General features: G+C 48.7%; 19 protein-coding genes and 1 pseudogene. 13 read left to right on the top strand and 7 right to left on the bottom strand.

All coding sequences use genetic code 11. From position 1 onward, the window contains the following. The first annotated feature begins 162 nt into the window (after positions 1-162). From H7F31_RS20455 to H7F31_RS20440, 4 genes are all read left to right on the top strand, one after another. Positions 163-897, top strand: coding sequence for a hypothetical protein (locus tag H7F31_RS20455; RefSeq protein ID WP_187100291.1), 735 nt, complete (start codon positions 163-165; stop codon positions 895-897). A 13-nt stretch (positions 898-910) separates the two neighbouring features. Continuing rightward, positions 911-2,599: a vWA domain-containing protein gene (locus H7F31_RS20450; RefSeq protein WP_187100290.1), complete on the top strand. Its 1,689-nt coding sequence runs from the start codon at positions 911-913 to the stop codon at positions 2,597-2,599. A 29-nt stretch (positions 2,600-2,628) separates the two neighbouring features. After that, the gene (locus H7F31_RS20445; protein WP_187100289.1) at positions 2,629-3,768 is read left to right on the top strand and encodes a toxic anion resistance protein; all 1,140 of its coding nucleotides are present in this window, start codon (positions 2,629-2,631) and stop codon (positions 3,766-3,768) included. Positions 3,769-3,947: 179 nt separating this feature from the next. Next, the gene (locus H7F31_RS20440) at positions 3,948-5,381 is read left to right on the top strand and encodes a DHA2 family efflux MFS transporter permease subunit (RefSeq protein WP_187100288.1); all 1,434 of its coding nucleotides are present in this window, start codon (positions 3,948-3,950) and stop codon (positions 5,379-5,381) included. A 53-nt stretch (positions 5,382-5,434) separates the two neighbouring features. Here H7F31_RS20440 and H7F31_RS20435 read toward each other — a convergent pair whose 3' ends face one another. Next, positions 5,435-5,725, bottom strand: a complete 291-nt coding sequence (locus H7F31_RS20435) for a DivIVA domain-containing protein (protein ID WP_187100287.1) — start codon at positions 5,723-5,725, stop codon at positions 5,435-5,437. Between the two features lie 166 nt (positions 5,726-5,891). Between H7F31_RS20435 and eis the strand changes: the two genes are divergently transcribed. Together eis and H7F31_RS20425 are read left to right on the top strand one after the other, a co-directional pair. Continuing rightward, the gene (gene eis, locus H7F31_RS20430) at positions 5,892-7,106 is read left to right on the top strand and encodes a GNAT family N-acetyltransferase (protein WP_087568590.1); all 1,215 of its coding nucleotides are present in this window, start codon (positions 5,892-5,894) and stop codon (positions 7,104-7,106) included. Between the two features lie 35 nt (positions 7,107-7,141). Continuing rightward, complete coding sequence (locus H7F31_RS20425) at positions 7,142-7,678, top strand: hypothetical protein (RefSeq protein WP_187100286.1); 537 nt, start codon at positions 7,142-7,144, stop codon at positions 7,676-7,678. A gap of 81 nt (positions 7,679-7,759) precedes the next feature. Here the strand turns inward: H7F31_RS20425 and H7F31_RS20420 are convergent, their stop codons facing one another. Further along, positions 7,760-8,542 (bottom strand): SDR family oxidoreductase, encoded by a 783-nt coding sequence (locus H7F31_RS20420; RefSeq protein ID WP_187100285.1) that lies wholly within the window; start codon positions 8,540-8,542, stop codon positions 7,760-7,762. 137 nt (positions 8,543-8,679) lie between these two features. Between H7F31_RS20420 and H7F31_RS20415 the strand changes: the two genes are divergently transcribed. Beyond that, on the top strand, positions 8,680-9,204 hold the full coding sequence (locus tag H7F31_RS20415) for a cyclase family protein (RefSeq protein ID WP_187100284.1): 525 nt from the start codon (positions 8,680-8,682) through the stop codon (positions 9,202-9,204). A 52-nt stretch (positions 9,205-9,256) separates the two neighbouring features. Here the strand turns inward: H7F31_RS20415 and H7F31_RS20410 are convergent, their stop codons facing one another. Continuing rightward, positions 9,257-11,104, bottom strand: a complete 1,848-nt coding sequence (locus tag H7F31_RS20410; protein WP_187100283.1) for a stalk domain-containing protein — start codon at positions 11,102-11,104, stop codon at positions 9,257-9,259. A 156-nt stretch (positions 11,105-11,260) separates the two neighbouring features. On the opposite strand from H7F31_RS20410, the gene H7F31_RS20405 reads away from it, so the two are divergent. After that, on the top strand, positions 11,261-12,790 hold the full coding sequence (locus H7F31_RS20405; RefSeq protein ID WP_187100282.1) for a glycine betaine uptake BCCT transporter: 1,530 nt from the start codon (positions 11,261-11,263) through the stop codon (positions 12,788-12,790). 67 nt (positions 12,791-12,857) lie between these two features. Here the strand turns inward: H7F31_RS20405 and H7F31_RS20400 are convergent, their stop codons facing one another. The 3 genes from H7F31_RS20400 to H7F31_RS20390 all read right to left on the bottom strand — a co-directional run bounded on the left by H7F31_RS20400 (position 12,858) and on the right by H7F31_RS20390 (position 15,605). Further along, positions 12,858-13,301: a CBS domain-containing protein gene (locus H7F31_RS20400; protein ID WP_187100281.1), complete on the bottom strand. Its 444-nt coding sequence runs from the start codon at positions 13,299-13,301 to the stop codon at positions 12,858-12,860. Between the two features lie 127 nt (positions 13,302-13,428). Continuing rightward, entirely contained in the window at positions 13,429-14,094 is a 666-nt protein-coding gene (locus H7F31_RS20395) for a YjgB family protein (RefSeq protein ID WP_187100280.1), read from the bottom strand. 236 nt (positions 14,095-14,330) lie between these two features. Then, positions 14,331-15,605: an FAD-dependent oxidoreductase gene (locus H7F31_RS20390; RefSeq protein WP_187100279.1), complete on the bottom strand. Its 1,275-nt coding sequence runs from the start codon at positions 15,603-15,605 to the stop codon at positions 14,331-14,333. A 121-nt stretch (positions 15,606-15,726) separates the two neighbouring features. Here H7F31_RS20390 and H7F31_RS20385 point away from each other — a divergent pair, with 121 nt between their 5' ends. Beyond that, complete coding sequence (locus tag H7F31_RS20385; protein WP_187100278.1) at positions 15,727-16,770, top strand: substrate-binding domain-containing protein; 1,044 nt, start codon at positions 15,727-15,729, stop codon at positions 16,768-16,770. A 207-nt stretch (positions 16,771-16,977) separates the two neighbouring features. Continuing rightward, a complete protein-coding gene (locus H7F31_RS20380; RefSeq protein WP_187100277.1) occupies positions 16,978-17,352 on the top strand; it encodes a hypothetical protein in 375 nt (124 codons plus the stop codon). A 110-nt stretch (positions 17,353-17,462) separates the two neighbouring features. Here the strand turns inward: H7F31_RS20380 and H7F31_RS20375 are convergent. After that, positions 17,463-17,609: pseudogene (locus H7F31_RS20375) on the bottom strand (CatA-like O-acetyltransferase); the annotation flags it as partial. A 108-nt stretch (positions 17,610-17,717) separates the two neighbouring features. Between H7F31_RS20375 and H7F31_RS20370 the strand changes: the two are divergent. The 3 genes from H7F31_RS20370 to H7F31_RS20355 all read left to right on the top strand — a co-directional run bounded on the left by H7F31_RS20370 (position 17,718) and on the right by H7F31_RS20355 (position 20,145). Then, a complete protein-coding gene (locus H7F31_RS20370; protein ID WP_187100276.1) occupies positions 17,718-18,038 on the top strand; it encodes an ArsR/SmtB family transcription factor in 321 nt (106 codons plus the stop codon). A 102-nt stretch (positions 18,039-18,140) separates the two neighbouring features. Continuing rightward, on the top strand, positions 18,141-19,448 hold the full coding sequence (locus H7F31_RS34270; protein ID WP_261800071.1) for an alpha/beta fold hydrolase: 1,308 nt from the start codon (positions 18,141-18,143) through the stop codon (positions 19,446-19,448). Positions 19,449-19,461: 13 nt separating this feature from the next. Then, entirely contained in the window at positions 19,462-20,145 is a 684-nt protein-coding gene (locus H7F31_RS20355) for a DUF998 domain-containing protein (RefSeq protein ID WP_261800070.1), read from the top strand. Positions 20,146-20,338 lie beyond the last annotated feature (193 nt).

Raw genomic sequence — 20,338 nt, 5'->3', positions numbered from 1 at the left:
GAACAAAAAAAGGTTCGGCAGAGGTTGCGAATACAGATACTTCCGCAGTTCTAGATGATTGCCGCGCTTAGGAATTTGAGTCTTAATGAAATATTTATCGTAATACACTTATTAACAAATGTTAGAGTTCCAAATTTAATGACAGAAAGGGGGGCTGCCGGAGTGGATGCAAAAAAAATTATAACATTATTATTCATTGTATTGACGGTCATCCTTATTGATGTTGCCATCTTATCCCCAGGACTTTTGGCCATTGGTTTTGGAGAGAATGCGCTAAAAAGCGCAACTGCCGCAGCCACGTTAGCTGGCAGCGCTGCAATCATTTTATATAGCAGCTATACGCTGCTTCTCAAGAAAGAAGCTCGTATTCCAATCCTTGAAGTTCATACGCCCGAACAATTCGAAATCGCGTTGAAGCAGTTCCAAAAAGTTAAGGCTGTTGAGAACGACGTAAGTTTGGCGCTCCACCAAATCGACAGAATCAAAAAGCGCCACGACACTCTCCTTAATGTGCTGAATCAAAGATTTGTGCCTGGAGGTCTTAGTTTCGTCAAGTTCGCCGACACCACCAAGGATGTCGAAAATCTATTTTTCAACAACATTCGCGGTATCCTGACTCATCTTCATGTATTTGACGAAAGAGAATATAACCGTGTCATGACTCAAAAAACTGCTTCCGCCTCGCAGGTTCAACTGAGAAAAAAAGAGGTTTTCCAAGAATATCTGATGTTTATTCGAGGCTCTCTTGAAACAAATGAAGAGATATTGCTGAAGCTCGACAAGCTGATCTTAGAAGTGTCTCGTCTGGATACGGTGGAGCTTAAAGATATGGAGACCATGCCATGCATGCAAGAGATCGATACGTTAATTAAACAAACCAGATTATATAAATCATAAAGGAGATGACTACATGAATAAGGGCAAGTTTTTCCTTATAGCTAGTTCATTAATTATCATTGTTTTCATTGCTGTGTACGCGGGGATTACGTTAACCTCCAACTTAGGGAAATCCGATGCCGAGGTGTCGGCCGAAGATGCGGGCAAACGTCTGGAAAAACTATACTCCAAAATATCTGTCAACACTGCCGAACCCGTAAAAGGCCAGATCGATATAAATCCCGTGGACGTTGCGGAATCGTTGCCGGAAATATCGAAGTTTCCAATAACAGTGACTAATACTACGGACTTATATGTAGAGATTTTCTCGTCGACGGAAAAGGGCGGTACCGGTACAGACGGATGGTTAAGCGACGCTGCATCTGATTTTAACTCGTCTAATCCGTCCATTAACGGGAAGCCCGTATCCGTCATGATCAGGAATATTGCTTCCGGGACCGCAACCGATTATATCAAATCCGGTAAATACATACCCGATGCCTTTACGCCTTCCAATGAACTTTGGGGAGAGATGGTGAAAGCGGCAGGGGTGAAGACAGAGCTCATTTCGAGCAGACTGGTTGGCAATGTGCCAGGTATCGTTATTGCAAAGGCGAAACATGATGAACTCGTTAATAGCTACGGCGCGATCAATGTAAAAACCGTGACGGAAGCGATCGCCAATAATGAATTTGCTATGGGATATACAGATCCATTCGCCAGCTCGACGGGCCTCAATTTTCTCGTTACGGCTCTGAAAACCTTCGATAACGGAAATCCGTTAAGCAGCGAGGCTGTACAGGGTTTTGAGCAATTCCAGGTCAATGTCCCTTTTATCGCTTCGACGACCATTCAAATGCGCGATGCAGCGACTTCCGGCATGTTGGATGGATTCGTACTGGAGTATCAGACTTTCGTTAACACGCCCGGCGATCTTAAAAATGAGTATGTCTTTACGCCTTTTGGTGTCAGGCATGACAGCCCGCTCTATGCGCTTGGCGACATTTCGAACGAGAAAAAGGAGATTCTCAAAGCCTTCACCACCTTTGTAACCGACGAAAAATATCAAGTCAATGCAAAAGAAAGAGGTTTTAACGGCCTTGATGATTATAAAGCCGAGCTTGAACCTCTCGACGGTCCTACATTAAGCGCGGCGCAAAAGGTGTGGAAGGAGAAGAAAAACGGCGCTAAACCGATAGCGGCAGTATTCGTAACGGATGTATCGGGTAGCATGGACGGCGAGGCGCTTAATCGTTTAAAAGAGTCATTAACGCAAGGCCAGAAATATTTAGGCAAAGACAACATGATCGGACTGGTCTCTTACTCCAGTGATGTAACGATCAACCTGCCGATCGCGCGATATGACACGAATCAGCAGTCCTTGTTCGTCGGAACCGTTAACAGTCTTCAAGCAAGCGGCGGGACCGCGACATTTGATGGCGTGGTCGTGGCGATCAAGATGCTGCAGGATTATATGGCCGCCAACCCTGATGTAAAGCCGCTCATCTTTGTGCTTAGCGACGGCGAAACCAACGAGGGCCATTCCTTAAAGGATATTCGCGGTCTAATCGAAGGCTACAAAATCCCGATCTATACCATCGGATACAACGCGGATATTCAAGCCCTTCAAAGCATATCCAGCATTAACGAAGCAGCAAGCATCAATGCCGATACGGACGATGTCGTGTATAAAATCAGCAACCTGTTTAATGTTCAAATGTAATCCAACGATAGATTAAGGGAGGAATTTCAATGACATTTTCCATGCAGGTATCAAGCGTCGAAGAGCTTAAAGAAATCGTTGAGGAACAGATTAAACCCATCCCGAAAGAAGTTGAACAACTAAAGGAACAAGCCGACCAGAATGTAAAGGCCATTATGTCGATCGACATGGACTCGCTTGAGAAACGGAAATCCATTCTTACGTCCGTGGAGCAATTCGGATATGATACCATGAAAACCTCGTCATCCAAAAACGCATTGCTGCAAGTGTCTCTGGGAAGTCTGTCCAAGTCAGGCGAAGAGGGCGGAGTTGTAGCCAAAGGGCTTGGCGAGCTTCATATGTATATGAAGGATCTTGATCCAAGCGGCATTGACTTTTTAAAGAAGGGTCTTTTCGGGAAGCTGTTTAATCCGTTACGGGCTTACTTCCAGAAGTTTGAGAAGGCGGACGCCGTCATCGCCAAGATTGTTCAATTGCTCGAGAAAGGCAAAGCCGGCTTAAAAGACGATAATACGACGCTCATGATCGAACAACATGCGCTGAGGGATCTAACGAAGAAGCTGGAGAAGGAAATTCAATTGGCTGCTTTTATGGACGAAGCGATCGAGGCTCAGATTGAAGCAGCGAAGCTGCGCAGCGAGGATCCGGAGAAAATCAGATTTATCATCGAAGAAGTGTTGTTCCCGCTTCGTCAGCGTACGATGGATATGCAATCCATGATGGCCGTCAACCAACAAGGTTACATGGCATTCGAAATTATTATTCGGAACAACAAGGAGCTCATCCGTGGCGTTGATCGTGCCAACACGGTTACCGTATCGGCTTTGCGGGTTGCGGCAACCGTCGCCAGCGCTCTCGCAAACCAAAAAATCGTGCTGGATCAGCTTAACGCTTTGTATGCGACAACGAATACTTTTATCGAAAACACGGCAAGAATGTTGAACACGCAAGGGACGGAAATTCATAAAGGAGCCATTGATTCGAGCATCTCGGTGGACTCACTGAAGCAGGCCTTCGCCGACACCTTTGCCGCAATGGAAGCGATTAGTCAATACAAGCAGGAGGCGCTCCCCCGCATGAGAGCGAGCATCGAAGAATTCCGCCAATTAGCGGAAGCAGGAGAGCAGCAAATTGTTCGGCTTGAACGAGGCAATGCAGTTGGACTATAAAGATATGATATACGATTGCTTCAAACCGCGTTTATCGCGGTTTTTTTCTTTTTAAATCGACTTTCGCTATTGAATCGAAGGCAAAAGCGTGTAGAATAGAATTCAGCCCTAAAAACGGAGGAGGCAAGAATGTCATCATCGCGCATGATTAACTACACAGATTGGGAGAAGTGAATTTCATGAAGAAGTACAATACACGCGCCATAATGGCATCGCTGTTAATCTGCGGTTTCGTAGGCATGTTTAGCGAGACGGCACTTAACATCGCGATCAGTAATTTGATGGACGTGTTCCAGATATCGGCCGCGACCGCTCAATGGTTAACGACCGGATTTCTGTTAACTCTAGGTATCTTAATGCCGATGAGTGGACTATTGCTGCAACGATTCACGACCAGGCAGCTATTTATCGGATCGCTTGCGAGTTCCATTGTCGGTACAATCATAGCGGCACTCGCGGTAAATTTCGAAATGTTGATGGCAGCCCGCGCCATGCAGGCATTTGGTATGGGGTTATTGCTACCTCTTATGTTTAATACCATCCTGGTCGTGTATCCGCCCGAGAAGCGTGGAGCGGCTATGGGGTTTGTCGGCCTTGTCATCATGTTCGCGCCAGCGACAGGACCGACAGTAGCAGGGTTATTAATTGAGTATTTAACTTGGCATTATATTTTCTGGTTCTCGCTGCCATTTTTGATTGTTGGTTTACTGGTTGGTCTGAAGTATCTGGAAAACGTGACGGAAGTGTCCAAACCGCGGATCGATATATACTCTATTGTGTTGTCTACGATTGGTTTCGGCGGAGTCGTATTCGGCTTTAGCAATGCGGGCGAAGGAACGGAAGGCTGGAGCAATCCGGTCGTCATCATCTCCATTACCGTTGGCCTAGTCGCGCTTGCATTGTTTGTGATCCGCCAGATTACGATGAAAGAACCGATGATGAATTTGCGCGTGTTTAAACACCCTATGTTTATCGTTGGTCTGTTAATGGTCTTGGCGTGCATGATGATTATTTTGTCGAGCATGATTATATTGCCAATGTTTCTGCAGAAAGGTTTGGGACTGTCCGCTCTCGTGACGGGCCTCATGCTGCTCCCGGGCAGCGCGCTAAATGGCATATTGTCGCCGAGAATGGGGCGTCTGTTCGATAAGTACGGCCCGAAGTGGCTGGTTATACCGGGTTTTATAGTCGTGTCCGTCACCGTCTGGTTCTTTACGACACTGACGATAACCTCTTCCGTAGCTTTTATCATCGCATTGCATATCGGATTGATGGTAGGCATTTCCATGGTGTGGATGCCTGCGCAGACGAATGGGTTAAACCAGCTGCCGCCTGAATTATATCCGCACGGTACGGCCGTGATGAATACGCTCCAGCAGGTTGCGGGAGCGATTGGCACTGCGGTTGCCATCAGCCTTCTGTCGGGCGGAAGCGAGAAGTATCTGCACAATTCCGCTTCGCCGACATTGCCGACGGAGCTTGCGAATGCGATGATGCAAGGTGCACAGCATGTCTTTACCTTTACATTCGTCGTTACTTTGATCAGTCTTGGGATTGCGCTTACTATACGCCGTGTTTTAGTCAGTCATTCCACCATGCATTCCATGCATTAATTGCGGTAGGGGAAGGGGGGAGCCATCAGGCTCCTCTTTTTTCATTAAAGGAATTAATAAATACCCGCGCGATTGAGCATTCCCTCCATCTTGATCACTCTCTCTTTCAGATTAGTGAATTCGGATCTGGTTACCTCTTGATGATTATCTCCTATGTTTTGTTGCTCTTGCAGCTTCGCGAATTCGGCCGACATTTTTTCATAGTCTTTAATGATCAAATCCAGATACTCGTCCACTTCGTCCTTGTCATATCCTCTATATTTGACGGAAAATTCCTTGTTGTGAATGTCCAAAGGGGTAAAGTGAAGTCCGAACTGCTCTTTAATACTACGTAAACGGCTCATGCCACTTCCTCCATTTCTATAATTTGTATGACTACAATTCATTATACCATCAGACTTTTGCAAGAGCACATTCGTCATGATTGCCCAAACTATGGGCATTCTAAAGAAATACGCTATAATATACTGAACCAAAGTATTCCTGTTTAGAAATAGGAGATGAATCGAAATGAGTCGCAAACGAAATTTGAAAATGAAAAAAGTGGATGTATCGCATCTGGAACAATATAATCAGTTATTGCGCTATGTCTTTCAGGTAACCCGCAATGATCTTTACAAGTCAGGCTGGAAGGAAGAGGAGATCGTCCATGCTAAATCTCCCATATTGCAACAAGCGGACGTTTTGGGCTGGTTCGACAATGACAAGCTGATTTCTCAAGTATCTACCTACCCATTCGAAGTTCGGGTGTTCAATCAAACTTATGCCATGGGCGGCGTGACCGGGGTAGGCACCTTCCCGGAATATTCCGGACAAGGTTTAATGAATAAGCTGCTCTTGCAGGCTCTCACCAATATGCGAGAAAAAAAACAATCGATTTCGTACCTGTACCCGTACTCGATTCCCTATTATCGCCGCAAAGGGTGGGAGATCGTCTCCGATAAAATCGTATTCGAGGTGCAAGATTACCAACTGCCCAAAAATAAACCCGTCCCTGGCGACGTCGCCCGTATAGAACCGGAAAGCGAAGACGTAAAAAGGGCTTATGAACGATATTCGATGCAGACGCATGGCGCGATGCTTCGCAAAGAACTAGCCTGGAGTGAATACTGGCGCTGGGATTCCGATGATTTGACCGCCGCCGTCTATTATGGCGAAGAAGGACAGCCTGACGGTTATATTCTATATTGGATCGAAGAAGAGGTTTTTCATGTCAAAGACATGATTTTTATTCACGAAGAAGCTCGCAGCGGTCTTTGGAACTTTATTAGCGCTCATTTTTCCATGATATCCAAAGTCGTAGGCAACATTCATATGGATGAGCAGCTTTCCTTTTTGCTGGAAGATGCCGATATTAAAGAATCGATCTCGCCTTATTATATGGCCCGGATCGTGGACGTCGAACAATTTATTTCGAAGTATCCATTTAAACCAGCCAACATCATCAGGGAATGGACCTTCACTTTAGAAGATCCATTGTTGTCCTGGAATCAAGGAACGTTTACACTGCAAATTACGCCAGAGGGCAAAGGTACGATCTCGCGAAGCCAGAATCGTCGCAACGAAGACAGCATCAATATTCAGACCATGACTACAATGCTGCTTGGCTACAAACGGCCCGAATATTTGCATAGGATTGGCCGTATCGCTTGTTCTCCCGAGACGCTTGATCTATTAGAAGACGCCATCGAGCAACAAACGCCTTATTTCTCGGATTTCTTCTAAGTGGCAGGTTAAAGAATTAAGAACGGAGGGATTGGATGGATCGCGCCATTAACAAAGTGCCTTTTGGTTACGAGGAACACTTGGACACGCGTACGGGAAAGGGAACATTGGTGTTTTACGATACTTTCCAGGATATTTCCGATGTGCAATTGGAGCGGGCAGCTTCATTGGCAACTTCACGCTCGTTTACGAAGCTTGTCTTGTATCCGCTTCACGAAGAGACTGCCCGACGAATCTGGAAGCGGCCGATCGAACCCTACTACAAGCGGGAGCAGTATTTATTTGATTGGCGGCAGGAGCGGGAGGACAGTGGAAACATAACCGTCGAGAATTGGGAAGGGAAACGCAAGAAGTATACCCCGATCGAAGCGGCGCTGCGGCATTTGATGGATGTATATACGCAACCGTTATTCCTGTATGTCACGCCGGCAATGGCGAATGCCTTCGCTTCCTTCCATTCCTTTGAAGAGTGGATCGGAAAAATCCGTCTAATTATAAGCGAACCGCCGCCTGACGCTCATCCTAAACTCACGAAATATAGACATCGGTGGGAGGTCGAAGAAAACAGCTGACTTGCTTGAACGTTATGGGAAAAGCCACTTTAATTGTCTCGTTAAGACGTGTAAAGTGGCTTTTATCGATGATAGTAATAGTTACAGAACCGGTGACATGCCGCCGTCTATATTAATAGCCGTGCCGGTTATGTAGGAAGCCGCGGCCGAGACAAGAAATACGATCACATTCGCCGCTTCTTCAGCGCGGCCGATTCTGCCGAGAGGGATGTTATGCTTGGGAAGGACAGCATATTCGTCCCAGGACAATTCCGGGGCGGTTGCCTGCCAAACCCGTTCAATCTGGTCGCTTTGGATGGCTCCGATGCATACCGCGTTCACTCGGATGTTATCTGCGGCCAAATCCTTGCTCATCGCTTTCGTTAAAGCCAATCCGGATGCACGGCTGACCGAACTGGGCAGTGACGAGCTGGAAGGCGTTTTGCCGCCGATAGCCACAACGTTGACTATCGCTCCATCTCCGGACTGGCGCAGATACGGCAGCACAGCCTGCGAGCAATGTATGGCGCCAAATAACTTAAGGTCCAAATCCGCAGACCAGGATGCAGTATCTACCTGCTCGAAAGGCTTGCCCGCCATTGCGCCTGCATTATTAACGAGGATATCGATGCCTCCGAATTGCTCGGCCGCGACAGCAACGGCGCGATTGACATCTTCTTGTCGTGACACATCGCCTTGAATAACGAGGGGCTTCGTTCCCGTCTTCGCTGCAATCTGCTCTGCAGCATTCTCCAGTGACTCCAGGCCCCGGGCAATGAGAGCGACCTGGGCGCCTTCCGATGCAAGCAGCATCGCCGTAGCAAAGCCGATTCCTTTACTGCCGCCAGTAACGATGGCACGTTTTCCTTGCAATCCCAATTGCATGCTTGTAACAGCTCCTTTAGAAAAAATCTCCAATCATCAGTAAAATCATATAGCGTAATGGATGGACAAGCAAGAGAAGGATGTCGATAGAGTTAAATTTAGCCTGGTATATAAAAAATAGGAGAGGGGACAACTGGTTGAAAGTCATTGATTTGTCGATGCCTATCGTGGATGGGATGGACGTCTATCCCGGCGACCCAGAGGTCAACGTAAAGATAACTCATACTTTCGAGAGCCACTCTTGGGAATTACGGCAGCTTTCGATGGGCAGTCATACGGGAACCCATATGGACGCGCCTTCTCATATGCATCCCGGTGCCGCAACATTGGACGATTTGCCCTTGGAGCGATTTTTTGGACCCTCGCGTTTAGTAAGGCTCGAAGAAACGGATTGGCCGAAAGGACGGGGACTGTTTTTTAACGAATCCGTTGGAATAGATTGCTTTGATCGTCTCGCGGCTCTGGTGCCGCCATTTGTCGGCGGTGAACTGTCCGAAGAACTGGAGCGTGCGTTATTAGGCATTAATATTGTGACGTATACGGGACTGCAGAGTATGGAACGCCTTCCTGTCGGAACGGATTTTATGTTTTACGGATTTCCTCTGCCCATTGTCTCAGGCGATGGTTCCCCCGTTAGAGCCGTTGCGGTTGTGTACGAATAAGAAAAAAGAACGGCATCAGGATATACGATGCCGTTCTTTTTCATTGCCAGATCTACTGTCGAGCTTTAAGCAGCTCGTTTAGTTCTTTCATCATGGCAAGATAACTGTCCGTCTCGACGAGCTTTTGCTGGTAGGTTTTCCATTCGTCAATACTAATGGCTCCCATAATGACTTTTGTTTTATTCATGTTCAACTCGTCACGAAGCTCGATATATTTGCCCTGGCTCCACAGCAGCTCGGCTTCCGGGAAGGCGCTATCCTCGTACGACACCTTCCGCCATTGCTCCACGGAAGCTTTATACTGATCGAGCACCTTCTCCGGCAAAGTATCGAGCACGGGATTATGTTGGAGCAGATCCGGCTGTCCGAACAAGCTGTTGACGGCTGCCTGATCAGCGGCGCTCCATCCTTCGAGCTTGCTCCAACCGCCTTTTAAAGTCGTCTCTATGCCATAGTTCAGCCATTGGAGAAGGAGATCGGGATCCTCTTTGGCCATTACCGATATTATGTAGGACCCGTTGCCAGCCGAATTCCAAGGCGCAATCGAAGCACTGGAGGAGTCGGCTTTTAGAGACCCGAGCGGTACCCAAACGGCATCATCTTCGCTTTGCTCCGCCGATTGCTCAATCGTAAGGGAAGCAAGACCAGCGGTATCATTCTCTAAACGTTCGATCACTTGCTGAGAACCGAGCACCGCGAATTCAGGATCCACAAGCCCCTCTTGATACGCCTTGGCCAGCCACTGCAGCGCCTTCGTTTCTTCCTCGGATACGGCATGGTCGATAACCTGTCCGTTCTTGATCGAAAAACGTTCCGGTCTGCCGGTAAAAACATGCTCGACCCAAGCAATCGATTGTTCTCCGAACATGGCGCCTGTCAGACCATAGGTATCATCCTTGCCGTTTCCATCCGGGTCGTAATTCGCGAAAGCTTTCATAACCTCGTACAGCTCATCCATTGTTGATGGGGCGATTAGCCCCAGCTTGTCCAGCCAATCCTTGCGGATAGCCGGGAAGGACGCATGATGGGGGTCGCTCAGACGCGGTATGAAATAGGGATCTCCATTGAGATATCTTGACCCGGGGCCTTCTTCCGCAAGCTTCTTCAAAGTCGGATAATCGTCCAAATAAGGGCCAGGGTTAACCGTAATGCTCTCCGTAATATCATTGGGGATAAAATACGGATGGTCGAACAACATAATAGACGGCATATCGCCAGCTGCGATCATGACCATGGACTTCTGTCTGTAATGGTCAGGGCCTACCCAGGTGATCTCCGCATCGGCCTTCGCAGCCTTTTTGAGCTGTTCCAGCAAAACCGACGGTGTTTCGACCACTTGCCCCGGAATCAGCGTCATGATTCTAAACTGGGGAGTAGCCAACGGATCCGAGACTACGGCAAGTCGATTCTGAGGGACCCATTCCACTTTTAAACCAATGGATTGGGCAGTCGCGCGAAGCGGTATCCATAGCTTGCCATCGTCAATAAAAGAAGCTGTGCCTCCAGCGACGGATTTGCCGCCCGCCTGCAATTCGGATCTGCCATCGCGGATCAAAAGCTCGGGGCGCGACTGGTCCGGCTTCGTGGCATGCAGCGAGCGATCGGAAGCGTTCCAGGATAAGGTGTAACCGAGGCCGATCAGCAGCTCGCGTGCAGGAACCATCATGATACCGTCCTTCAGCCTTGGCTGCTCGCTTAACCCAATACGCAGATTGCGGAACTCAACGTAGACGCCTTTTTTCCATTGCTCAAGCTCCTCGATCATCGAAGGCGGCAACTGGGTAGTTGCGCCATCCTCTGCACGGACGGGAACTGGACCAAGAGTCGATACGGTTAGCGCAAGAACCGCAATGCTGGTTGCTACCAAGCTGCCGCGCTGCTTAAATCTCTTTCTTTTCATTCGAATCCTCTCTTTCTTATGTATAGATTTAATAGTATAACGCTTTCAACAGCGGAAAAGTTTCTTGTTTTTGGAGAGGGTTGGAATTTGTTCGGTCTGCACATACTGTGGAGGACTGGAATCCATGCAGATATGATTAAAAGCGGGGGACATTACATGGTATTAGCCGTCTCGATCATCATTGTTGCTCTGTTTGCTATATGGGGTGCAATTGCTCCGGAGCAACTGGCAACTGTTTCCGGATGGGCATACAATTTCTCGATAAGCAATTTCGGATGGTTTTATTTGATTGCTACATTGTTCTTTCTGGTCTTTGCGATTTATTTGGCATTTAGCCGATTCGGTCATATTCGACTTGGAGATGACGACGACGAGCCGGAATATTCGACCCTGTCCTGGCTATCGATGTTGTTTAGTGCAGGCATGGGGATTGGACTGGTATTTTGGGGTGTGGCCGAACCGCTCTCTCATTACTTGTCGCCGCCGGAGGGCGCGGAAGGAGGGACTGCGGATGCGGCGAGGCTGGCCATGCGGTATTCGTTTTTTCACTGGGGTCTTCATCCTTGGGCCATCTATACCATTATTGCGCTTGCTCTCGCATATTTCCAATTCCGCAAAGGCTACAAGGGACTGATCAGCTCCGCGTTTATCCCGCTTCTTGGTGAACGATTAGCAAACGGAGGGATTGGCAAAGCCATCGACATTTTGGCTGTTATAGCGACTGTATTTGGCGTCGCCACCTCTCTGGGCCTGGGTGCATTGCAAATTAACGGCGGGCTCCATCATCTGTTCGGTGTGCCCCTTACGGTCTGGACCCAAATTATGATTATTGTCATCGTGACCGTGTTATTTCTGATATCCGCCGTCTCGGGTTTGAATAAAGGCATCCAATTATTGAGCAACACGAATCTGGTTATCGCCGTTTTGCTGATGCTTTTTGTATGGATGACAGGTCCAACTGCGTTTATTTTCGAAACGTTTACGACCACACTGGGCAGCTACCTTCAAAATTTGATTAATATGAGCCTGCGAATGACTCCGTTTTCCAAAGGAACCTGGGTAGGTACCTGGACGTTGTTTTATTGGGCTTGGTGGATAGCTTGGGCGCCATTCGTCGGTACTTTCATAGCCAGGGTATCGAGGGGAAGAACGATCAAGGAGTTTGTCATCTTTGTCATGATGATCCCCAGTCTTTTTGGTTTTATATGGTTCTCCGTTTTTGGCGGAACGGGACTTCATCAGGAATTGTTCGACGGGGCGCAACTGGCGGAGAGCGTTAAGGAGAATACAACTACTGCGCTGTTTCTCACATTGGAGAACCTGCCTCTCGGTATGATCATGTCCGTAGTCGCAACGGTTTTAATTATGATTTTTTTTATTACTTCGGCCGACTCGGCGACATTTGTAATGGGGATGTTTACGACGGACGGCGATCTAAATCCAGGCAATAAAGTAAAGATCGCCTGGGGAGTTCTGCAATCTGCCATTGCGGTGACGCTCCTGATCAGCGGCGGCTTGGCCGGACTTCAGACGGCTTCCATTGTGGTCGCATTGCCGTTTGCATTTATTATCATCGGCATCTGCTTCTCTTTGCTGAAAGCTCTTCAGACGGAAGATAAGGAACGACGCATGAAGGAGAAGCAGCAGCGCCGAAGATTAAAGCAGCTTCTGGAAAAGGAGCTTTGACAGAACGCCAATCGGTTGTAAAAAATCCCATCCGGCCGCTTTGGCCTGGATGGGATTTTGTCATTTTTTAGTGCACCGCGTTCTGATTCTCGTGCTCGGAAATCTCGCTAAGCGCTTGACCCGCGTCTCTGCTAGTCGTGTTGCCCAGCGCGAGATCGCCAAGAGAGATGACGCCGACGAGTCGTCCGTCGTCGACGACCGGTAGGCGGCGGATTTGATGAGCGGCCATAATATCCGCGGCTTCCTCGGCATCCGTCGTAGAGGATACCGTTACCAGCGCTTCGCTCATCACTTCGCTGACCGAACTGGAACCCTGTTTCTTTTGGGCGTATCCCCGAACGACCAGGTCGCGGTCCGTAATTGCGCCAATAAGCTTGGCGGAGTCATTGGTTTCCACAACGGGTACGAATCCTACATCGTTCTGGGCCATGATGACCGCAACCTCGTACACGTTATCCTGGAGCGTAACCGTTTTGCAATTCGTGGACATGAGATCTTTCACTTGTTTCAATTCCTTCAACACCTTTCGTATTCGTAACGTGGCAACATGATCCGGAGACAGCCACACATCGATAGGATGCTTCCGAATAATGGATTCTATCCTTGGCACGCTGCGAGAAAAGGTTTAAGACAGAAACTCAGCCCGCCATATTATTATGGGCATCTTTCGGAGAGAACACGGATATATGATCGACCCGCTCCTTGCTGGCCGGAATGACGAATTTCAGTTCGTATTGTTCGTTCACTTGATACACGTAGATATCGTCGTCGCCATTCTCCGTGACGGAATCCGCTTTGCCAAGCGTTTGCTCGATATCGCGAAGCGAGAGATCCTTTAGGTCGTCGGAATAGGAACGCACGTCGAAAACGACGCTTCCCTTATTGTAGCCGAATGCAGCATGATGGCTTTCGTACGTGGCGTAAATCCCTTTGCCCGCCGCATCGGTGCGGTCTGCTTCGCCCCAATCCTTTTCGATGTCGTCGATCAGAGTGGTATGAACCGTATAGGACTGGCCCGGCACGCGTCCTTCTCTTGCCAGCTTCCGGATTTCGATCAGCTTGTCCGCGGTTGCGGCAGAACCGTCTTGCTGGGGCTGCTCGCTGGGCTTAGTCGGCTGTTCGGTGGCCGTAGCTCCCGGAGTCGTCGCAGTGGGGGGTGATGTGCTCTCCAGAGAGGGTTGAGCGGTTGCGGTGGCAGTAGGGGATTGTGAAGCTTCATTCCCGTTATCGCCGCCATTAGCGCAAGCCGTCATCGTTAGCGCGCCAGCCAAAGCTGCTGCGTAAAGCCATGGTTTCATATTCATCAGGATCCACACTCCTTTGTCTGTCTCTGCATGTTGTCTGTTGCTCGAAATATGGTGTAACAGACGAGCCACGTAGCCTCAAGGTTGCACAAAACGGGCATGGCTAACGGACTCACATCAAAAACAACACCCCCCGCCACTTCGGCGGGGGGGGGAGACGGGCATAGAATATCGCTATCTACAGGCGGGAAGGAGGGCAACGTCACCATTTTCGATTAGGTCTGGCCGTTAACCGCCTATCTAGTTCTGGCGCCTCCGTTTTCTTTGTAAAAAACAACGCCTTGAGTTGCAAGCTGTTTATGCAAAGCAGGGATGGAGATGTCCGCGAGGTTGGAACCCGATTCGATGGCAAGCGCAGCAGCGACGCCGGCCGCTTGGCCCAGCGCGTAGCAGGTCGCCTGCACGCGCATCGACGACATGGCTACATGCGTGGCGGAGATGCTGCGGCCAGCGACGATCAAGCCTTCTACGCTCTGAGGAAGCATGCAGCCATACGGAATATCGTAACCGTCCAGTTTGCGCTCGTCCGTGTTCGCTCCGCCGGTCGGGTTGTGAATGTCGATCTCGTAGTTGGTCTGAGCAACCACGTTCTCGAAGCGGCGTCCGCTCGTCAGATCCTCTTCGGTCAACGTATAACGGCCTTCGATCTGATTTGTCTCCCTGACGCCTACCTGTCCGGGAACATGGGACAAAATATGGTTCGGGTGATTCGTTCGCTGCAGGTAATTGGCGACAGAGAACACTTGTCGAAGCGATTCCTTCTCGGCGTAGTTAATATCTTTAATATTCGCTCCATTGCCCTTGACGCGCGTCATGTTGACGAGCAACGTGCCGTTGCCCATGCCACCCCAATACAGATGGCGGCCTTGCGGAAGCTCCTCGATCGATTCGTACTTATAACAATCGTCGGGCAAATATTGGCGGACCGGCTTGCCTGTGTCCTGCATCATGAACATAAGCGTCATCGGCTGAGTCAACCCATCCTCGTCGCGTCCGGACCGGGTAGGCACGCCGGAATCCTGGGCGACTCTGGCATCGCCGGTGCAGTCTATCACAACGCGTCCCGTGAACGCCCGCAGCCCTTCCCGCGTATTGGCCACAACGCCAGCTACACGCTTGCCCTCCATAATAGAAGAGACGAAGCTGGTATGGTAATAAACCTCAACGCCTTCTTTCTCAAGCTTGACGTTTAAATAATGCCGCAGCTCGAACGGCGAATATTGCGGCCAAATGGAAACGTGATGCGAATCCGGCAGCGCCTCGGGCAAAAACTCCGAGATGATCTCCCGATAGATACCCGTTACGTTGCCGACGCCCATGAATACGCTTACGTTGCCTAGCGTTCCCATACCGCCCAGCTGCCCCGACTGCTCCAGCAAAATTGTTTTTTGTCCGCTGCGGGCGGAACTGATGGCTGCAGCCGTACCAGCCGGGCCTCCTCCGACAACGATGACGTCGACTTCATCGAATACGGGAACGCTGCGTTCCAATTTGATTTCGCGATTTGACACAATGACCAACTCCCTTGGCAAATTGTTATTCTTGCTTTCAATTGTAAGGAAAATGAAGCATGATTTATAGTTTCATTTTTGTTACAATTAGAAGCAGCATAACCTGCAAGGAGGAGCATGGATGTCGATTAGAAAGCAAGTGACTTTACGAACGATCGCCGATGAGCTTGGCTTGACCATTCATACCGTATCCAAGGCGCTGAGAGGGTTGCCCGGCATGTCCGAAGCAACGCGCAAGGCCGTCACGGATCTCGCCCGAGAGCTGGGATACCGGACGAAGGAGCAAGAAGCGGGCATCTCGGCGGAACGTATTCCTTGGTCGTCGGCGAAACCTCGGCGCTTCGCGATGCTGATCGTCGGCGACTCCGAATTCCATCAGATGCAGTTGGAAGGGGTTCGCGTGCGTCTGAACGAATTAGGACATTCGCTTTATCCGCTGCTCGTGCCGGCCGAGATATCCGGCGAGGATGAGCTTCGGCATTGGCTGGATAACAACGGACTGTTCTTCGCGGATGGCCTGTTCCTGACCGCGGTGATTCCGGAGTGGATGGAGACCATTCTTCTGGAGCTTCCGCTGCCCAAGGTGCTTATCAATTACCCGCCTGACGTGACGGCTGTCGACAGCGTCATCTGGGATGTGGAATTCGCTATCCATCAATCGATGGAAGAGCTGTACCGGGCGGGACATCGCGACATTTTGTACATCGGGGAGCTCGGGCGGCTTAGAGGATTTCGTATGCGATGGAGCGCGTTCGCCGCTTCCGCGGATCGGCTTGGCTTACATGGCCTCGCTAACCCGGCAGAGCACGTAACGGAGAGTTCTTCGGACCGTGCCGCATGGATGGAACGTTTGACCGCGAAGCTGAGCTCCGGTCGATACACGGCTGCCATTGCCGCCATACCTGGCATAGCCGAATGGGTGAGAGTCGCGGCGGGTTTTCTAAAGCTGAGCATTCCGGGTGATCTTTCCCTTGTCGGGATGGAGAACGAAGCGCATCCCCGTTATGAAGCCATGTCGCGGCCGTTGCTGCTCGTCCGGGAAGCCGGAGAACGCGCGGCGGAGCTGATGCTGCGAAGAATCGCGAATCCGCTGCTGCCTTACGAGCAAGTGAGGCTGAGAGGGACATTTTATCAGGGCGAAACAATCATTAGGATCAAACCATAGAGGTGAATTATTCAGACAAATATCCCAACTTAGGAAGTCCAGGTGAAGGTCTCCGTTTGAAAGAATGGATGGATTTTACGATAGAGACGATGTTAAATAATGGAAATGTGTTGCCTGGAATAATTTTCTGGACAGAGGGAGCTGATTCGTTTATCGTAAAATTATGTTCGGCAAGCACTAATTTCATTTTGGATAGGTGATCAGTTAATGACAGCCATTATTGGTGCCTTCTTGTTTGCGATTGTCGCCATTTTGACCATTCTGGTGGCTTGTGGCATACCTTTGGGAGAATTCACCATGGGCGGGAAATACAAAGTTCTCCCAGAAAAACTAAGATTTATGGCTGTGATTTCTTTTGCAATTCAAATATTTGCGATTATCATTATTTTGCAAGCGGGTGGATTATTAACGCTGTGGTTTTCCGAAATAGCCACAAAGTACATATGTATTTTCTTTGCTGTGTATTTGTCCTTAAATACCATAATCAACTTCTTATCAAATAGCAAAAAAGAAAAATATTTTGCCACGCCTCTTTCGTTTGCGGCAGCTATATGTTTTTGGGTTACCGCTCTCACTATGTGAATGCAGCTATAAAAACTTTAACATATGTCTGCATTTTCATAATGAAAAGCCCTGTCCGTTGTGACAGGGCAATTTTGCGTTTTAGTTATATAACACTTGGTTCAGATCATTCACCAATATATTCCACCGTTTGCCAATTCCTGAACAGAGTTCATAAACAATCCTGCATGATAACCATCACAAACAGAGTGATGGACTTGTAAAGATAACGGTAAATATTTCGAATTACCTTTATTAATGAATTTTCCTGCTGTAACAGAACGTTTATTCAACAAAAGGATTAATGATCGTCTAATGTAACACCATTATATATATTGACATGTATATACACTTTCCTATATATTAAGGTCATGAGATCAGCAACCATGCAGTTAACGTTACTTACTCTTGCCGAACCCAATCGATTCAACATCGTTGAGCTGTTAAGAAATGGGCCAAAATCGGTAGGAGAAATTGTCCAGGCACTAGGCATCAGCCAGCCGCACGTATCCCGTCATTTGCGCATCTTGAGCGAAGCCGGGATGGTACGCTCACGCAGCAAAGCACAGCTGCGCATTTACAGTCTCGAAGCCGGACCGTTCCAGGAGCTGGATGAATGGTTTGATTCCTTCAGCATTCTATGGGAAGAACGTCTCGACAATTTCGAGGAGTATATGCTGGATTCTAAGAAGAAGGAGGACTTATGAAAGTTATCGGCAGTTTTATCGCGAGCTACATGCTAAATTATCGCAACGTTTGGAACCAAAGGCTGGATTCCCTTGAAAACTACCTAAAAAGGATGTCTGCAGATGAAAAGAAAAACAACGGTTCGTAAAAACCGCGAGCGCAGAGAACTCACTGTCGAGCGTATTGTCGCGATGCCTGTCCAGCTTGCATGGGAAGGCTGGACGGACCCTAAACATATTATAAATTGGTGGGGGCCAAAAGGCTGGACGACCACCGTTTATGAAATGGATGTACGGCCAGGCGGGGTATGGCGATATAGTCTCAAAGCCGATGACAATAGCGGCGAAGAAGCCTATTGCAGAGCTACATATGAAGAAGTGGAGGCACCGGGCAAACTGGTCTACATGGACACTTTTGCCGACAGCGATTGGAATATGGTTTCGGATAGCGAAATGTACACGACCGTGTTGTTCGAGGAAATTAACGGAGGAACGCGGATTAGCATCGTGACGCGATTCGCTACCAATGAACAATTGGACAACGCGGAAGCTATGGGCATGATCGAAGGATTCACCGATGCCTATGATCGACTGGAAGACTACTTAGAAACCTTAATGGGAGGCAAAAACACGATGGAAACCGTTATTTCGAAAGATGGGACACAGATTGCTTATACCAAACAAGGAACCGGTCCTGCAATCATCATCATATCATCAGCAGCAGCTGACCATCAGGATGCTTTACCGTTAGCCGAGCACTTGTCGGCCAACTTCACCGTATACAATTACGATCGTCGCGGACGTGGACAGAGTAAGGATACCGCGCCATACGCAGCCGCACGGGAAGTGGAAGATATCGAAGCATTAATTGCAGTTGCCGGGGGACAAGCTTACTTGTTCGGAAGCTCGTCCGGAGCCGTGTTGGCGCTTGAGGCAGCAAACCTGTTAGGGGCCTCGATCGTTAAGCTCTATTTGTACGAACCACCTTTTATTATTAACGACAGCCGTAAGCCTGTGCCTGTTGACTACGTAGAACATTTGAATGCGCTCATTGAAGCCGATAAGCGGTCTGAAGCAGTCGAATATTTTGCATCCGAGGCTCTAGGCATACCTGGAGAATTTATCGGCTACATGAAGGCCGACACTTCTTGGAACAAAATGGAGTCCTTGGCCCATACGCTTGCTTACGATGGCATGATTATGGGAACGACACAATCCGGGAACCCACTGCAGGCTGGCCGATGGAACGTTGCCATTCCTACTATGGTAATGACAGGGGAAAACAGCGAACCGCTTTTCCATAACGCGGCAAGCGCGCTTGTCGAGCTTCTTCCAGGGGCTACTGCTCATTTACTCGCCGGTCAAGACCATTCCGCGGTTGTCATGTCTCCTGATGTAGTGGCGAAGGCCATAGTTGATTTCGAACGATAAGGAGAATGGGAGTATGACTGATTCTTCAAACTCTGGATCGATTAGTCGGTACATGGCAAAACCATTGACGGCGACGGCCTCTAAATTCGCGCTTGTATCGATCTTTTCAGGAGCATTGTTTGTGCTTTTCCTAACCAGCCTGCATCTGCTGCAACCTGAATTTGATCCAACATGGCGTTTTATCAGCGAATATGCTCTTGGCGACTATTGTTGGATGATGCACCTCGCATTTGGATTGCTGGCAATTGCTCAAATTAGTGTGGCGATTACGATTTTTCCGCATATTCGAACGGTTTCGGGATACATCGGACTTGTCATTCTTGGAATCAGTGCGATTGGCGTTATAATCGCGGGTATCTTCGTGACCGATCCCATCTCCATTGATCCGGATGATGCAACGTTTAGCGGCAGCATGCACTCGATCGGAGCGATGCTGGACTACACGCCGGTAGCTGCCTTGCTGATTAGTCTTTCGTTATGTCGAATAGATGTTTGGAGACCTATGAAGAGAGTGCTGCTCACAAGTGCGATTATTGCAATCGTCGCGATGCTCGTATTTGTACTTCAAATTCCGCAAGACGGGCAATTCGGGCCGGAGGTATTGGCTGGTTTGTTCGGACGATTCTTAATCTTGGCCGACATTGCGTGGCTAATCATTGTGGGAATTCATGCAGCCAAGCTGGGAGCTACTAAGTAAGTCTTAATAGAGGTATAAGGCAGTAGAAAAAATCATGTAACGTCGAATTATCGAAAACCGGCCGCATCGCGCTTGCAGCCGGTTTTCGTCTGAAATAGGGCATTAACGCAATTTAGGCATAAAAGGGAGTATGTTGTGATCTCCATTATATTACTTTACAGATATATAACCAAATGGTAATATTAAGATTGTA

Source organism: Paenibacillus sp. PAMC21692 (genome assembly GCF_014303795.1).
Lineage (GTDB): Bacteria > Bacillota > Bacilli > Paenibacillales > Paenibacillaceae > Pristimantibacillus > Pristimantibacillus agaridevorans.
Note: the sequence above shows the minus strand (reverse complement) of the source record. Positions and strands in the feature narration are given on the sequence as shown.

Excerpts from the sequence above, each read along its gene's own strand:
- H7F31_RS20450 (WP_187100290.1), top strand. The coding sequence starts at position 911 with ATGAATAAGGGCAAGTTTTTCCTTATAGCTAGTTCATTAATTATCATT.
- H7F31_RS20445 (WP_187100289.1), top strand. The coding sequence starts at position 2,629 with ATGACATTTTCCATGCAGGTATCAAGCGTCGAAGAGCTTAAAGAAATC.
- H7F31_RS20440 (WP_187100288.1), top strand. The coding sequence starts at position 3,948 with ATGAAGAAGTACAATACACGCGCCATAATGGCATCGCTGTTAATCTGC.
- H7F31_RS20435 (WP_187100287.1), bottom strand. The coding sequence starts at position 5,725 with ATGAGCCGTTTACGTAGTATTAAAGAGCAGTTCGGACTTCACTTTACC.
- eis (WP_087568590.1), top strand. The coding sequence starts at position 5,892 with ATGAGTCGCAAACGAAATTTGAAAATGAAAAAAGTGGATGTATCGCAT.
- H7F31_RS20425 (WP_187100286.1), top strand. The coding sequence starts at position 7,142 with ATGGATCGCGCCATTAACAAAGTGCCTTTTGGTTACGAGGAACACTTG.
- H7F31_RS20420 (WP_187100285.1), bottom strand. The coding sequence starts at position 8,542 with ATGCAATTGGGATTGCAAGGAAAACGTGCCATCGTTACTGGCGGCAGT.
- H7F31_RS20410 (WP_187100283.1), bottom strand. The coding sequence starts at position 11,104 with ATGAAAAGAAAGAGATTTAAGCAGCGCGGCAGCTTGGTAGCAACCAGC.
- H7F31_RS20405 (WP_187100282.1), top strand. The coding sequence starts at position 11,261 with ATGGTATTAGCCGTCTCGATCATCATTGTTGCTCTGTTTGCTATATGG.
- H7F31_RS20395 (WP_187100280.1), bottom strand. The coding sequence starts at position 14,094 with ATGAATATGAAACCATGGCTTTACGCAGCAGCTTTGGCTGGCGCGCTA.
- H7F31_RS20385 (WP_187100278.1), top strand. The coding sequence starts at position 15,727 with ATGTCGATTAGAAAGCAAGTGACTTTACGAACGATCGCCGATGAGCTT.
- H7F31_RS20380 (WP_187100277.1), top strand. The coding sequence starts at position 16,978 with ATGACAGCCATTATTGGTGCCTTCTTGTTTGCGATTGTCGCCATTTTG.
- H7F31_RS20370 (WP_187100276.1), top strand. The coding sequence starts at position 17,718 with ATGCAGTTAACGTTACTTACTCTTGCCGAACCCAATCGATTCAACATC.
- H7F31_RS34270 (WP_261800071.1), top strand. The coding sequence starts at position 18,141 with ATGAAAAGAAAAACAACGGTTCGTAAAAACCGCGAGCGCAGAGAACTC.
- H7F31_RS20355 (WP_261800070.1), top strand. The coding sequence starts at position 19,462 with ATGACTGATTCTTCAAACTCTGGATCGATTAGTCGGTACATGGCAAAA.